13 protein-coding genes are annotated in these 16,145 nt (G+C 40.6%); 7 read left to right on the top strand and 6 right to left on the bottom strand.

All coding sequences use genetic code 11. The features are described from left to right. Positions 1–261 precede the first annotated feature (261 nt). The 5 genes from fabD to ACKPCE_RS11170 all read left to right on the top strand — a co-directional run bounded on the left by fabD (position 262) and on the right by ACKPCE_RS11170 (position 5,345). A complete protein-coding gene (gene fabD / locus ACKPCE_RS11190) occupies positions 262–1,143 on the top strand; it encodes an ACP S-malonyltransferase (RefSeq protein ID WP_319505247.1) in 882 nt (293 codons plus the stop codon). A 76-nt stretch (positions 1,144–1,219) separates the two neighbouring features. Continuing rightward, positions 1,220–1,717 carry a 3'-5' exonuclease gene (locus ACKPCE_RS11185; protein WP_276963800.1) on the top strand — a complete coding sequence of 166 codons (498 nt, stop codon included), beginning with the start codon at positions 1,220–1,222 and terminating at the stop codon, positions 1,715–1,717. Between the two features lie 93 nt (positions 1,718–1,810). Then, a complete protein-coding gene (locus ACKPCE_RS11180) occupies positions 1,811–2,587 on the top strand; it encodes a patatin-like phospholipase family protein (protein ID WP_024996967.1) in 777 nt (258 codons plus the stop codon). Beyond that, complete coding sequence (locus ACKPCE_RS11175; RefSeq protein WP_319505246.1) at positions 2,578–3,636, top strand: Gfo/Idh/MocA family oxidoreductase; 1,059 nt, start codon at positions 2,578–2,580, stop codon at positions 3,634–3,636. Before ACKPCE_RS11180 ends, ACKPCE_RS11175 begins: the two co-directional genes overlap by 10 nt. An 8-nt stretch (positions 3,637–3,644) precedes the next feature. After that, complete coding sequence (locus tag ACKPCE_RS11170) at positions 3,645–5,345, top strand: alpha-amylase family glycosyl hydrolase (RefSeq protein ID WP_407654968.1); 1,701 nt, start codon at positions 3,645–3,647, stop codon at positions 5,343–5,345. A gap of 106 nt (positions 5,346–5,451) precedes the next feature. Here the strand turns inward: ACKPCE_RS11170 and ACKPCE_RS11165 are convergent, their stop codons facing one another. From ACKPCE_RS11165 to ACKPCE_RS11145, 5 genes are all read right to left on the bottom strand, one after another. Continuing rightward, positions 5,452–7,461, bottom strand: a complete 2,010-nt coding sequence (locus ACKPCE_RS11165) for an alpha amylase C-terminal domain-containing protein (protein WP_319505245.1) — start codon at positions 7,459–7,461, stop codon at positions 5,452–5,454. Between the two features lie 26 nt (positions 7,462–7,487). After that, on the bottom strand, positions 7,488–7,934 hold the full coding sequence (locus ACKPCE_RS11160; protein WP_276990891.1) for a NanQ anomerase/TabA/YiaL family protein: 447 nt from the start codon (positions 7,932–7,934) through the stop codon (positions 7,488–7,490). 24 nt (positions 7,935–7,958) lie between these two features. Further along, positions 7,959–8,624 carry a DUF2461 domain-containing protein gene (locus tag ACKPCE_RS11155; protein WP_319505244.1) on the bottom strand — a complete coding sequence of 222 codons (666 nt, stop codon included), beginning with the start codon at positions 8,622–8,624 and terminating at the stop codon, positions 7,959–7,961. 313 nt (positions 8,625–8,937) lie between these two features. After that, positions 8,938–10,695: an aspartate--tRNA ligase gene (gene aspS / locus ACKPCE_RS11150; protein ID WP_319505243.1), complete on the bottom strand. Its 1,758-nt coding sequence runs from the start codon at positions 10,693–10,695 to the stop codon at positions 8,938–8,940. A gap of 106 nt (positions 10,696–10,801) precedes the next feature. Further along, positions 10,802–11,839 (bottom strand): diacylglycerol/lipid kinase family protein, encoded by a 1,038-nt coding sequence (locus tag ACKPCE_RS11145; RefSeq protein WP_319505957.1) that lies wholly within the window; start codon positions 11,837–11,839, stop codon positions 10,802–10,804. Positions 11,840–12,033: 194 nt separating this feature from the next. Here ACKPCE_RS11145 and spt point away from each other — a divergent pair, with 194 nt between their 5' ends. Beyond that, positions 12,034–13,218: a serine palmitoyltransferase gene (gene spt, locus ACKPCE_RS11140; protein WP_319505242.1), complete on the top strand. Its 1,185-nt coding sequence runs from the start codon at positions 12,034–12,036 to the stop codon at positions 13,216–13,218. A gap of 80 nt (positions 13,219–13,298) precedes the next feature. Here spt and ACKPCE_RS11135 read toward each other — a convergent pair whose 3' ends face one another. Beyond that, a complete protein-coding gene (locus tag ACKPCE_RS11135; protein WP_319505241.1) occupies positions 13,299–14,033 on the bottom strand; it encodes a tetratricopeptide repeat protein in 735 nt (244 codons plus the stop codon). Positions 14,034–14,746: 713 nt separating this feature from the next. On the opposite strand from ACKPCE_RS11135, the gene ACKPCE_RS11130 reads away from it, so the two are divergent. Further along, on the top strand, positions 14,747–16,102 hold the full coding sequence (locus ACKPCE_RS11130) for a DUF3575 domain-containing protein (protein ID WP_319505240.1): 1,356 nt from the start codon (positions 14,747–14,749) through the stop codon (positions 16,100–16,102). Positions 16,103–16,145: the final 43 nt, after the last annotated feature.

Genomic DNA, 16,145 nt, shown 5'->3' with positions numbered 1-16,145 from the left:
AATATGTATTGCAGCCAACCTACGTCAGGGCTAATTGTATTTATTACAAAAAGAGTTTATGGTCTGAAAATCAGGCATTTTAGCTTACCCGTTATTTACAACACGGCAGGGAAGTTATTGTATTCACACAACCATCGATATGCCACATGGTTTCATTTGAAACGTTCAAAAGCAGATTCTTTTCTCTTTGAGATTCATCGTATGAATAAAATCCTTACCTTTGGGGCCGTGTTTTATAAAAACTACTAAAATAGAGAAAATATGAAAGCATTTGTATTCCCGGGTCAGGGTGCTCAATTTGTAGGAATGGGCAAAGACTTATATGAAAGCTCGGCACTTGCCAAAGAATTATTTGAAAAAGCAAATGACATCCTCGGATATCGGATTACGGATATTATGTTCAACGGTACGGATGAGGATTTGCGTCAAACCAAAGTGACTCAGCCTGCTGTTTTCTTGCACTCGGTAATCTCTGCTCTTTGCATGGGCGACGATTTCAAACCTGAAATGACTGCCGGCCATTCATTGGGTGAGTTCTCGGCTCTTGTTGCAGCCGGAGCGCTCAACTTTGAAGACGGACTAAAATTAGTATATGCTCGTGCAATGGCTATGCAGAAAGCATGCGAAGCTACTCCGTCGACAATGGCTGCCATTTTGGGACTGGCCGATGAGAAAGTGGAAGAAATCTGCGCTTCAATCGAAGGAGAGGTTTGTGTGCCGGCCAATTACAACTGCCCGGGACAAATCGTAATTTCGGGATCAGTACCGGGAATTGAAAAGGCATGTGAGCTGATGAAAGCTGCTGGTGCCAAACGTGCTCTTCCTTTAAAGGTAGGTGGTGCTTTCCACTCTCCGCTCATGAATCCTGCAAAGATTGAGTTGGAAGCGGCTATCAATGCCACTGAAATACACACTCCCAAGTGTCCGGTTTATCAGAACGTTGATGCCAAACCGCATACTGACCCTGTGGAAATTAAAAAGAATCTGGTGGCTCAGCTGACAGCTTCTGTACGCTGGACTCAAACGGTAAAAAACATGGTAGCCGACGGGGCAACCGACTTTACCGAATGCGGACCGGGTGCTGTTCTTCAAGGAATGATTAAGAAGATTGAGCCATCTGTTGATGCTCACGGAATAGCTTAAGCTTTATTTTAAGTAAACGGTAAAAGGGTCGTCAGCATTGTACGGCCCTTTTTCAGCTAAACAATCTAATTTCCATATGAAAGACTTCGCAGCAATAGATTTTGAAACAGCTAACCAACATCGCAGCAGTGTGTGCAGTGTAGGGATTGTCATTGTAAAAAACGACATCATTGTTGACCGCTTTTATCGCTTGATAAAGCCTAGTCCTAATTTTTACTGCAGATGGGCCACTGAGTGTCACGGCATTACGTTTAATGACACGGTCAACTCACCGCTGTTTCCCGATGTATGGGCTGAAATAGCACCCCGGATAGCCGACTTGCCTTTAATAGCTCACAACAAAAGTTTCGATGAGCCATGCCTCAAAAAGTGTCATGAAGTATATGACATTCCTTATCCTAATTACACTTTTTATTGCACCTTGCAGGCATCGCGACGTTACTTCCCGAAACTGGAAAACCATCAGCTACACACTGTCTCGGCACACGTGGGTTACATACTGGATAATCACCACCATGCATTGGCCGACGCTGAAGCATGTGCGGAAATAGCATTGAAATTACAGATGCTGTAAAATCCGGATCCTCTCATTTTATATGGCCAGTTAAGTTAATTAATCGGGAAATCTAATTAACTTCGTAGCGAACAAATTCAATGTCATAAACAAATGGACTTCAATATTGGTTATGCTTTAAGCGGTGGCTTTATTAAAGGCTTTGCGCATTTGGGAATTATGCAGGCGCTTCTGGAACACGACATTAAACCCGATGTAATATCCGGAGTTAGTGCCGGATCGTTGGCGGGTGTGTTTTATGCGGATGGTAATGAACCTTATAAGGTGCTCGACTTTTTCTCGGGGCACAAGTTTCAGGATCTTACCAAACTGGTTATTCCCAAAGTGGGACTTTTCGAGTTGGGCGAATTTCAAGATTTCCTTCGTAGCAACCTCAAAGCCCAAAAGCTGGAAGAGCTGAAGACGCCGTTAATCGTTACGGCAACCGATTTGGATCACGGCAAAAGCGTTCAATTCAGAAAGGGAAGCATTCCCGAACGAATTGCGGCTTCGTGTTGCATGCCCATCCTGTTTGCTCCCGTAAAAATAAACGGTGTGCACTACGTTGACGGGGGACTGTTTATGAACCTGCCGGCTTCGGTTATCCGAAAACAATGCGAAAAGGTTGTAGCCATCAACGTGAGTCCGCTCAACATGGAGCAATATAAAATGAATATTATTGGTATTGCACTGAGGTCTTATCACCTGATGTTCAGGGCTAACTCATTCAAAGAAATGGAGTATTGCGACCTGCTCATTGAGCCGGGCAATCTTAGTAAATATAGCAACCGCGAACTTGAAAAGGCAGAAGAAATATTTAATCACGGATACGAGACTGCCAATCATTTAATAACCGAACTATTAGAGGAAAAAGGAAAAATATGGAAGTAATTAAAACGGGACTAGCTGCTTTTGGCATGTCGGGACAAGTATTTCATGCGCCTTTCATCAGTTCGAATCCTCAATTTGAACTCTCAAAAATAGTTGAAAGGAGTAAAAATTTATCTAAAGAGAAATATCCAAAAGCAGAAATAGTAAGAAGCTTTGATGAACTGATTGCTGATGCGCAGTTGGAACTCATCGTCATCAATACACCAGACAGTACGCATTATGAATACGCCAAAGCAGCATTGCTTGCCGGAAAGCATGTGGTCATTGAAAAGCCCATTACCAGCAACGCTGATCAGGCTAAAGAGTTAATTGATATAGCAAAATCTAAAAACCTAATGATCAGCGCTTACCAAAACAGAAGATGGGACGCTGATTTCCTTTCGGTAAAAGAAATTCTGGCTAAAAACCTGTTGGGAAGAGTTGTGGAATTTGAATCGACGTTTTCGCGTTACCGCAATTTTATTAAACCGGGAACGTGGAAAGAAACCGGTGAATTAGGCGGTGGATTAACCTATAACATCGGCTCGCACCTTATTGATCAGGCTGTCAGACTTTTTGGATTACCGGAAGCCGTATATGCCGATTTGGGAACTGTAAGAACCGGCGGGATGGTCGATGATTATTTTGTGATCCGCTTCCTGCGTCCTGCCTTGGCTCCTGAGCTTAAAGTTTCACTAAAAGCCAGCTACCTGATGCGTACTCCCGAACCTCGTTTTGTTTTACACGGTACATTGGGATCATTTGTAAAATACGGTATTGACCGCCAGGAAGAAGATTTAATAGCCGGGAAGTCTCCTCTGGAACAAAACTGGGGGAAAGAAGATAAAGAATTCTACGGATGGCTACACACCGAAGCCGACGGCAGAGAGATAAATACGCGTTACGAGGGTCCGGCAGGAAACTACGGTGCGTTTTACGAGAACATTTACCGCCACCTGAGGCTAAACGAAGCGCTGGAAACAGACGCATCCGAGGTACTCAATGTGATACGAATCATTGAGGCGGCCTACCAAAGTCACAAGGAAGAAAGGATTATTCACTTACGCTAATCCCAAACATGATAGAGAAACAAAATAAACTGATAGTATATCAGGTATTACCCCGCCTTTTTGGCAACAACAATAATTACTGCGTTAACAACGGCAGCCTGGAAACCAATGGGTGTGGTAAGTTTAGTGATTTCACGCCCAAAGCGCTCGGTGAAATAAAAAAACTGGGAGTCACGCATATTTGGTACACGGGAATCATTGAACACGCCACGCAAACCGATTACAGTGCATACGGCATTCAACGGGATCATCCGGCTGTTGTGAAGGGTAAAGCGGGTTCTCCTTATGCCATTAAAGACTATTACGATGTAGATCCCGACTTGGCCACTCATGTTGAAAAGCGGATGCATGAGTTTGAAGAATTGGTGAAACGAACTCATAAAGAGGGATTGAAGGTTATCATTGATTTTGTTCCGAACCACGTGGCTCGACAATATCACTCGGATGTGCAACCGGCCGACATAGCCGAACTGGGTGCCGATGATAATCGAACACTGTCATTCAGTCCGTACAACAATTATTACTACATACCTCAGACTGAATTTAAAGGGCAGTTTGACTTGAAAGCCGGGGATGATACTCCTTACAAGGAATACCCCGCCAAGGTAACGGGCAACAACCGCTTCGATGCTTCGCCCAACATAAACGACTGGTACGAAACAGTCAAGTTGAATTACGGAGTTGATTACCCCAACGGAGGCACGCGGTGCTTCTCGCCCACTCCGGATACATGGACGAAAATGAGGCACATCCTTCTCTTCTGGGCTGCCAAAGGTATTGACGGATTTCGTTGTGACATGGCCGAGATGGTTCCCGTGGAATTTTGGGAATGGGTGGTGCCGCAAGTGAAAAAGGATTATCCCGATCTGTTATTTATTGCTGAGGTCTATAACCCTTATGAATACAAAAACTATTTGCAAAAGGGCAAATTTGACTATTTGTATGATAAAGTAGGATTGTATGACACTTTGCGAAACATTACCTGCGGATACGAATCGGCAAACTCCATAACTCGTTGCTGGCAAAGCTTGGGCGGACTGGAAAAACAAATGCTTAACTTTCTGGAAAACCACGATGAACAGCGTATTGCATCCGACTTTTTTGCTCGTGATCCACGCAAAGCCATTCCGGCCTTAGTGGTTTCTTCGTGTATGAACACCAATCCATTCATGATTTATTCGGGGCAGGAATTGGGTGAAAAAGGCATGGATACGGAAGGCTTCAGCGGCCGGGACGGACGAACCAGCATCTTTGATTACTGGAGCATGGACAGCATTCGTAAGTGGAGAAATGGAGGCAAGTTTGACGGCAAGAAAATAACTCCGGAACAACAACATTTACTCGATTTTTATCGTTTACTCCTCACACTTTCTACCCACGAAAAAGCGATTAGTTGTGGACAGTTCTTCGATTTGATGTACGCAAACCAAAATGGCTGGAAGTTCAACGAGCATAAGCAATATACTTTTTTGCGAAAATACAAAAACGAGCTTCTTTTCATTGTTGTCAACTTTGATTGTGTGGCTGTTGAAGTTGCCATCAATTTACCCTCGCACGCATTTGATTATCTTCAAATGCCCCAAACGGAGGGATATGAAGCAACCGACTTGCTGACGAACAAAAAGGAAATCATTTCTTTGCTCCCCTACAAAGCTACCGAGACAAGCCTCGCAGCGCACGGAGCCAAAATTTTGAAGATTATTTTTTAGACACACGTTTTCAATACAGAAAAATACCGTTCTGAATAGATGAGCTACCTAATTGAGCTCTGCTTCAGAACGGTATTATTATTTTGTTTTTGTAACAGCCAAACGCTTACATCTTCTTTAAAACAACTGCCGTACGAGCAGGGATGTAGATTTTAAGCCATTCTTTCTTTTCACGTGCATAAAGCGGATCGGCAATGGTAAAGTGCTCAACCGTATCATCTGTCAGTCCGTTGCCACCGTAAAGAGGACTATCGGTATTCAAAACAGCCATGTATTTACCCGGCGTTACCAAAAAACCATAATCGGTAAAAGACTTCTTGGGGTTGAAGTTGAACACAAAAATCAAATCTTTGCGTTGAAAAGCCAATACCTGATCTTCATCATTGTGCCAAATTTCTTGCACAGGAGTGGTTTGGAAACTCTTCACACCCTTCAATAGCTTCAACATATCAGCGTCAAAGTCGGCCATGACGTGGTAAAGCAGGTTCTTATTATCGACTAAATCCCATTGGCGGCGAGCATACTTACAAGACCAACCGTTACCCTCTCTGGGGAAGTCAATCCATTCGGGATGCCCAAACTCGTTACCCATAAAATTAAGGTAACCACCGTTCATGGTAGAAGCCGTAATCAACCGGATCATTTTATGCAAGGCTATTCCTCTGTTAACCACGTAGTTAGCATCACCTTTCTGCATGTGCCAATACATATCAGCATCAATGAGACGGAAAATGACAGTCTTGTCGCCCACCAAAGCCTGGTCATGACTCTCTGCGTAAGAAATAGTCTTTTCATTTTTGCGACGGTTGGTCACTTCCCAAAACATGCCGGAAGGTTTCCAGTCCTCGTCAATTTTATCTTTAATGGTACGAATCCAGTAATCAGGAATATTCATGGCCATGCGGTAATCGAATCCATACCCGCCATCTTCAATTTTCGCTGCAATGCCAGGCATACCCGATACATCTTCTGCTATGGTGATGGCATTCACCTTTACCTGATGAATCAAATCATTGGCCAAAGTTAAGTAGCAGATGGCGTTATCGTCCTGATGTCCGTTGTAATAATCGGCATAATTAACAAAAGCCTCTCCCAACCCGTGACTGAAATACAGCATAGAGGTTACTCCGTCAAAGCGGAAACCATCAAAAGAATATTCTTCCAGCCAATATTTGCAGTTAGACAACAGAAAATGAATCACCTCATTTTTGCCATAGTCAAAACACAAGGAATCCCATGCCGGATGTTCCCTGCGAGCTCCCGGATAAAAATACTGATTTGGATCACCTGCAAAGTTAGCCAGTCCTTCCACCTCATTCTTCACGGAATGAGAATGAACAATATCCATAATCACTGCAATGCCCAAGGCATGAGCAGCATCAATAAGTTCCTTTAATTCATCGGGTGTTCCGAAACGAGACGAAGCCGCAAAGAAGTTAGATACATGATAGCCGAAACTTCCATAATAAGGATGTTCCTGAACGGCCATAACCTGAATGCAGTTATAACCCGCTTTGGCAACACGCGGCAGAATCTTTTCGCGAAACTCGTTATACGTACCCACCTTTTCTTCCTGCTGAGCCATGCCAATGTGGCACTCGTAAATCAACAACGGATCGGTAGCAGGTTTAAAGTTCTTAGTCTTAAGCACATAAGGTGTTTGAGGGTCCCATACCTGTGCGTTGAAAATGCCGGTTTGTGCATCCTGCACCACCCGGGTAGCCCACGCGGGAATCCGTTCGCCACAGCCCCCATTCCAATGCACAATTAACTTATACAAATCACCGTGATGCAATACATCAGCCGGCAATTCTATTTCCCAGTTTCCGTTTTCCAAACGGGTCATAGCATAAGCCTGATCTTCCTTCCAGTTACTGAAAGTTCCAATCAGATAAATCTGGGTTGCATTTGGTGCCCATTCTCTAAAGACCCATCCTTTACCTGTTTTGTGCAAGCCAAAGTAAAGATATCCCGTAGCAAAATCCGATAGAGATTGTTTTCCTCCGTTTGTCAACTCGGATTTTTTTCCCAGTGCATACCGATAACGACCATTGATTGCCTCTTCAAAAGGCTCTAGCCACAGATCGTGTTTGATGATATTAAGAGTTCTTTCCATGCAGGATGAATTAGAGTGTTTGAAATTTATGCTTTCACTTTCACGATTACCTTTTTGACTCCTTCAGGAGTAACGCCGGGTGCATGACCATCTTGGGGGAAGAATATGGCAAACATACCCGGTTTTACGGTAACATAAGTTTCTGCTAAGCCTTCAAAAAATGTAATGTCTTTTTCAGCATTGTAAGCAGCATCGGCAGGTGTACAACTTGTTGCAGGAGTATACCCCATTATTTCAATGCCCGACAATGGAATCTGTATGTCGATAAACTCATTGTGAGTTTCCAATTTGGCCTGTTCTTTTGTTTTAGGATTTGTTTGTGCCACATTGACAACCAGGTTTTTGCCCTGAAGCTCTGTTTTGCCAACCTCTAGCGCATTCAAATCGTGAGATTTTAAAAACTCTACAGCCTGAGCGAACAATGGATTCAGCCCGGCATATTTTTCCAGGTTTTCTAAAGTATCTACTATCATAGTTATTGTAATTAAATAATATTCTTATTCCAAATCATCAATCGTAAAATTCGTAAAGTCCGAGAAGCGTTTCAGCTGCACAAAGACCTCCTCCATTTTGTCGAGCCAGTTGGCATCCATAAAAAAGCTGTCGTCCACCTTATAAGCACAAGTGAAATCTTTGCATTTTAGATAGTCAATGTACTTGAAATCTTTTGGGAAACCTTTGGGGGCAGTTTTCAGAAATGATTCGCCTATCACCGGAAAATATTGCTTGAAAGAAGGGTCCTCAACTATCGACACATACTCGTCGATGTTTTCATAAATAGACTGCCTTAAAGCTTTCAGTATATTGGGTGGCGGACAGTAGCTTCCTCCTGCCAACATGCAGTTGCCCGGTTCCAAATGAATGTAATAGCCGCAATGGTCAGACTTCTTGCCTTTGGCATTGATGTATCCGCCCAAATGGGTTTTATAGGGAGTTTTGTCTGCACTAAAACGTGTATCGCGATAAATACGGTACGTACAGTCTTTGGGTTGAACACTTCTGATGCTTTCGTCAAACATAGAAATGCGTGTTATGGCTGCTGCCAGAAGCTTTTCAAACTCTTCCCTGACCACTTCGTACTCAGCACGGTGTTCTTGAAACCATTCGCGATTATTGTTCTCTGACAAATCTTTCAGAAATTGAAAAATAACAGGTACGTTCATTGTAATTCATCGTATATAACTCCACAAATGTAGGAAATTTATTTGTAACAAGCTATATTAATAATGAAAAAGCAAGAAAAAAGCATCGGTCCGAAAGAACCGATGCTAATAACACATTTATCAAAAAAACAGACTCTTCTGTTTTCGACGTATTTACTTATCCCAAGCGAATACAATCTTTTACTACTAATCTTATATCTAATACTATGAAAAACACATTTATATAACATTGGCACAAATAAAAAGGTTCACAAAATCCTATTATTTTTATCAACTATGTTACAGTTATGTGTTATTTTAGTTTTTAGAGTCTTTATTCTTTGATATTTATCTTTAAATTCAATTCTTCAAGCTGTGACAACTCCAGCGGAGCGGGAGCATCAATCATCACGTCTCTTCCCGAATTATTTTTAGGGAATGCCATGCAGTCACGAATAGAATCGAGACCGGCAAAGAGTGACACCCATCTGTCGAGTCCGTACGCCAAACCACCGTGAGGAGGAGCGCCAAACTTGAAGGCATCCATCAAGAAACCGAATTGCTCTTGTGCTTTTTCGGGGGTGAAGCCCATCAGTTCGAACATTTTATTTTGCAGTGCACTATCGTGAATACGAATAGATCCTCCACCTACTTCAACGCCATTAATGACCATATCATAAGCATTGGCTCTAACGGCTCCCGTGTCTGAATCGAGCAAATGAACATCTTCGGGTTTGGGCGAGGTAAACGGATGGTGCATAGCCATGAATCGTTTCGATTCTTCGTCCCACTCAAAGAGAGGGAAGTCGACTACCCACAAGCAGGCAAACGTATTTTTATCTCTTAATCCCAGTTGGTTACCCATTTCAAGTCGCAATTCACAAAGCTGCTTGCGGGTTTTCATTGCGTCATCTCCGGAAAGTATCAGGATCAAATCGCCCGGTTTGGCACCGAAGGCTTCTTTCATCTGCTGCAAAGTTTCCTGAGAATAGAATTTATCAACGCTCGATTTCACCGTTCCATCGGCTTCGATGCGTGCGTAAACAAGTCCCTTAGCCCCTATTTGAGGTCTTTTCACAAAATCGGTCAGCGCATCGAGCTGCTTACGAGTATATGTTGCAGCTCCTTCTGCACAAATACCTCCTATAAAAGCTGCATCATCAAAAACAGAGAAGCCGTGCCCTTTCAATACATCCATTAATTCAACGAACTGCATGCCGAAACGAATATCGGGCTTATCGCTACCGTAAGTTTTCATGGCATCATGCCAAGACATTCTGGCAAATGGCTCGTTGATTTCTATTCCACGAATGGTTTTGAACAAGTGTTTGGCCATACCTTCAAAGATGGTAATCACATCTTCCTGCTCCACAAAGCTCATTTCGCAGTCAATTTGTGTAAATTCGGGCTGGCGGTCGGCACGTAAATCCTCATCTCTGAAACACTTGGCAATTTGGAAATAACGGTCGAAACCCGAAACCATTAGTAATTGCTTGAATAGCTGAGGCGATTGCGGCAAAGCATAAAATTGCCCCGGATTCATACGCGAAGGCACCACAAAGTCGCGCGCACCCTCGGGTGTTGAGCCAATAAGAATAGGTGTTTCCACTTCGAGGAATCCCAGTCCGTCAAGATACTTACGCACCTCCATAACCATTTGGTGACGAAGTTCCAAATTTGAACGAACCGCATTTCTTCTCAGGTCGAGATAACGATACTTCATACGAATATCATCTCCCCCGTCTGTATTATCTTCAATGGTAAAAGGAGGAGTTACGGCTGCATTGAGAACACGAAGTTCCGAAACGATAATTTCAATATCACCGGTAGGAATGTTGGCATTCTTATTGAAACGCTCATTGACAATTCCCACAACTTGAATAACAAATTCACGTCCCAGTTTATTGGCCTTTTCGCATAATTCGGCATCAACCTCCTCATTAAAAACCAATTGAGTTATTCCGTAACGGTCACGTAAGTCGATAAAGGTCATCCCTCCCATCTTACGGCTTCTTTGCACCCAGCCTGACAGCGTAACTTGCTTGTTTACATCGGAGATGCGTAACTCTCCACACGTATTGGTTCTAAACATGGTCTTTTATATCTTTATATTGATTATTTCTAAAATAACTATTCTTCCAAAGAATATGCAAAAATACACAATAATTTGCAATTCCACTTTGGTTGCCCCCACTAAATCAATCTCTCTTTGTGAGTTTCTTCAGCAGTTCCTTATTTTTATTTAGTAAAGTTCGGTTCTTGGCCGTTATATCTTCAAAGATCGAATCATTTAACTGCTTGAGTCCGTTAACATACTCTTGCGCTTTCTGCAGTACGTTGAGTCCTTCTTTTACCTCCTTTTCGCGGGGCACAAACACCTTGAGTCCATTGGTTATTATTTCAATATTAACCACATGATCGGTCATCATCGGATCGCCATCAAAATGTGCCACACCCGATTTGCTTCTGCTGATTTTTAACTTCTTGCACCTGAAGGTTTTAATGCGGCTATTCTGATCTATTGTTTTATTGAAAAGCTGATACGATAACGAAGGAACATCGAGCACTGTAAAAGGCTCTAGAATCGTTACATCCAGCAAACCGTCTGTCAATGTTGCCTGAGGGGTAATGTATGCGTTGTTGCCATATTGCGAAGCGTTGCCGCACGCTATTAAGAAAGCCTTGTGTTTCTCCATTCCGTCTTCCGTTTCCAGCTCATAGGTTTCGGGCTGGTACGTCAAACTTTCCTGCAAAGTCTTTTCCAGGTAAGTAAGTAATCCTCTTTTGCCCGCTTTGGCAAATTTGAGGCTAACAAAAGCGTCGAACCCCACCCCACAAGTGCAAAAGAAAGGAACTTTGTTTATCAATCCGTAATCAATGGTTTCCACCAAAGATTCATTAATAACCTCAAGCGCCTTTTTAGGTTCCATGGGAATTTGTAAATGCCTGGCCAATCCGTTACCCGATCCGCTGGGAACAATGCCCATGATTGTATCGGTATGAATAAGTGAGCGCCCAATTTCATTCACCGTACCATCGCCCCCAACAGCTATTACGGCATATACGCCTTCTTCAGCTGCTTTTTGGGCTATTTCAACCGCATGACCGGCATAGCTGGTCCATACAATTTCTGACTGATACTTCTCCTTATTAATAATATCATCTATTTGACTTATAATTAATTCCTTGTTTTGAGTTCCCGAAGCAGGGTTCAAAATAAAAATAACTCTTTTCATCATTACAAAAACATGCGGATTATGGGCTAATTCATAAGACAAGAGACAAAAGTAATATTATTATTTTATAGTAGAAGCATAATCATTTTATATTTTTGTTATCTTTGCAGCCTGTTTGAAAGACACATAACAGATTATAAAGCTATAGAACATATTTAATGTGATTCGAAAGCGGATTTATTAATAATATATTCATGAAATTACTACAAGAGAAGTTAGCAAAATACGACCTGCCGCAACAAGTGAAGGCAAAAGGCGTATATCCTTACTTTCGGTGTATCGAAAGTGAACAGAACACAGAAGTAATTATGAGCGGCAAAAAGGTTTTGATGTTCGGCTCTAATTCTTATCTGGGTCTGACAAATCATCCGAAGGTAATTGAAGCTGCTGTTGAAGCTACTCGCAAATATGGTACCGGTTGTGCAGGTTCTCGTTTTTTGAATGGAACGCTCGACCTCCATTTGCAATTAGAAAAAGAGCTCGCAGAATTTGTAGGCAAAGAAGATGCCATCATCTATTCTACAGGATTTCAGGTAAATCTGGGTGTCGTATCGTGTGTTACAGGTCGTGAGGACTATGTAATTTGCGACGAACTTGATCACGCCTCCATTGTAGAAGGCAGACGCCTCTCTTTCTCTACAGCGCTAAAATTCAAACACAATGACATGGAGTCGCTTGAAAAGGAGTTGCAGAAATGCAGACCTGAAGCTGTAAAACTAATTGTGGTTGACGGTGTTTTCAGCATGGAAGGTGATATAGCCAACTTGCCCGAGATTGTTCGTCTCTCAAAGAAATACAACGCCAACATCATGGTTGATGAAGCTCACGGATTAGGAGTTTTGGGCCGTCAAGGTCGCGGAACCTGTGACCACTTCGGTTTGACGGATGATGTAGACCTGATCATGGGTACGTTCAGCAAATCATTGGCAGCAATCGGAGGTTTTATCGCAGCCGATGAGTCAATTATCAACTACCTTCGTCACAACTCACGCTCTTACATCTTTAGTGCCAGCAACACTCCTGCAGCAACTGCCGCAGCGCGTGCAGCACTGCAAATCATGAAGAGTGAGCCTGAACGCATTCAGCATTTGTGGGACATGACCCATTATTCACTCAAGCGCTTCCGCGACTTAGGGTTCGAAATTGGTCACACCTCAACTCCTATTATTCCGCTGTATGTGCGCGACATGGAGAAGACTTTCATCGTTACCAAAATGTTATTTGACGAAGGAGTATTTGTCAACCCGGTGGTGCCTCCTGCATGCTCACCTAACGATACGCTCATTCGTTTCTCGTTAATGGCTACGCATACGCAAGAGCAAATTGATATAGCTATTGATAAGCTGACCACTTGCTTCAAAAAGCTCTCTATCATTTAAAAGATATAAGAGATTCGACTTTTTATCAAGAAAAAAGGACATCCGTTTGGATGCCCTTTTTTTTCTTTGTACCACACCGTTTACATGGCAGCTTTTACTTGTCCAAGAACTTTTGCTATCTCCGCTCTTTCGGGCGATAACGCAACGGCCTCTTCTAAATAAGTACTCGCTTTTTGAAAATCATCATTGGCCGATTTCTTTTCAGCCTCGTATTTTGCAGCATCACTATTAGCCAAAGGAGCCGCTTTTTTAAGCGTAACCGCGCCGTTGTTGAAGAACAAAACCCCTAAGCTGTACAAAGCATCCGTTTTCCACTTTTTGCTGGCCACTTCAGTGGCATGCTTGTAACTCTCCTCCGCTTTGGCCAAATTACCCGCCTTCTGAAAAGCCTGTCCCTCTTTCAAATAGTAAATGGCATATAACTTTTCAATCGTAGCATTAGCGGGAGCAACCTGCATCGCTTCTTGCAGCGTAGCCAGATACTCACTGTCCTTATTCAAATTACGTAACGCAGAAGCCTTACCGATGTATGCCGAAGCTACATTGTAATTCTTTTTAATGGCCACATCGAATAATTTGGCTGCATCGGCATATTTTTTTGTACGGTCCGCACACACGCCACAATTGAAAGCCGTAATAGAATCTTGGTAATTGGTTTGCTTCAAATACTGATTGTACTTTGTAAAAGCCACTGCGTAGTTTTTGGCCTTCAAAGCATTGTCACCTTCGGACTTCAACTTAGCCGGATCGGGAGTTTGAGCAAAAAGATTAGTTACTACAAAACAGAAAGATAATAATACTAAAAAGTTTCTCATAATAATTTTATTTTAATTTGTCGTTCTCCAAATATAGTGAAATAGCACTTTTCCCAAAAATATTTTTTGATATTTTTAGATTTTTGCAAAATATGTAACGTTTGTTATTTTATTTTTTTTGAATAAAATAAAGTTCATCAATCCGATTAGCTTTATAAACATGTATTCTTTTATTGTTGCAAATACGATATAATAAAACAGCCAAAAGTCTCAAAAAGAATCTATTATGGTCCATTAAATATATCTATAAAATCAAAATGATTATAAAATTCACATTTTATAAAATCTTTTTTTAAAAATATTTATATGACAAAAAGTTAATATTAATATTTAAATAATTTAAATAATATACAATTGATTATTTATGTCAATTACATTAAATAAAAATAATAAATTTAAGTAAGTATAAAAAACGTATATTAATTGCAATAAACTGAATATCAATCTACAGAATAATATTTTTAAAACATCATTCTTAACTTAAAGGAAAAATAATATATATAAAATAGGATCAGAAAACAGATCATAAGATGAAAACTCTATAATCAAAAATAGTATCACACTGCTTACATTAAAAATGCATAAATAGAGACAGAAGCATATTGTAATTATAAATCACAAGGAAAATACATTCAATAATCTCAATATTAATTGCTATATTAGCAATATTAAAACAAATAAAACAAACAAACAGTAAACTTTGTTCATAAGGTATGAAAACAAAAAAAAAGCTTATCACCTGTGCAAAGAAATTAACAATGACAACTTCAATATTGTTTTTTTCATGCTATTTCCAAACTATACAAGCACAAAACGCACAACAAATTAACGGAACTTTAAATTATCCTTTAAGCAATCCCAATATCCTAAACAATTTTGGATATAACCCATACGAGCTTAATCGCCTAGATTGTTTCTTTAACAAATTAATAAATGATAGCACTATATTCATCAATAAGCTACATATAAATAGCTATAGTTCTCCTGATGGCCTATATGAACACAATGATACATTATCTAAGCAAAGACTTTATAATTTAAATAAATATATAAACGAGAAGTTTAATATTGAATCAAAAGTAAGAAATGTATCATTAACACATGTTGCAGAAGATTGGGATGGTTTACAAAAGCAACTAGAAGCAATTAACTATCCTTATTTAAAATTAATTAGAAACATTATTTCTTCTGAGCCCAATTTTGACAAAAGGGAAAACAAAATAAAGAAAATTAAGCATGGTAAAGCATATCGCGACTTATGCAATAGCATTTTTCCAACATTAAGAAGAGTAGAGATAAACATTGAGTATACCAGCCAAGACACATTGCAAAAACAAGCGAGTTTAGCACTTCCTTACTCCCTTGAAAACCAAGAAAACGATTCTGAAGAAAATAAGATAAATCAAAATGATCTTATTCAACAGCAGAGAGAATTTCTCATGTATAATGACAATTCCAGAAAACGTCGACGCGAATTATTAAATTCACAAAAAGCAAGGTATAGTTATTTTTTATTTAATCAGCCTCAGGATTTGTACCCTAAACTTTCTGTGAAGACTAATATTTTAGCTTTAGCAGGATTAAACCCCAATTTGGAATATACCACGCCCATTCCCAATATAGCTATTGAAGCATATTTCTTACGTAATTACTCTTTAGAACTATCCTTTGCTTATTCAAATTGGGCATATAATAACAATAAAAAATTTCAAGGAATATCTGCATACACCATTGAGCCTAGATACTGGCTTATAAAAGACAATAAATACAAAGGTTTATTTATAGGAATATATGCTCAGTTCGGCGATTATAATACCCAAAAATATCACGACATAGTATCATCAGAAGGCAACAAGACCGGAAAATATCACAGCGAAGGACTTTCGGTTGGATATTTGCAACCTATTTATGGTCCTTTTGCTGCCGAATTAAACTTTAAATTTGGATACGTTCATTCAAAAGTTAACGAATACAAGCAAGATAGCAATTATAATTTGTTTTTGTACTCCCATAATAAAGACAGATTTGACATAACAGGAACCTGCATAAATCTGATGTACAGATTCTAATTTCTAATTTGAAATAGAGAAAATAACTACATACAAAACAAAT

This window comes from Bacteroides graminisolvens (assembly GCF_963666085.1).
Taxonomy (GTDB): domain Bacteria; phylum Bacteroidota; class Bacteroidia; order Bacteroidales; family Bacteroidaceae; genus Bacteroides; species Bacteroides graminisolvens.
Note: the sequence above shows the minus strand (reverse complement) of the source record. Positions and strands in the feature narration are given on the sequence as shown.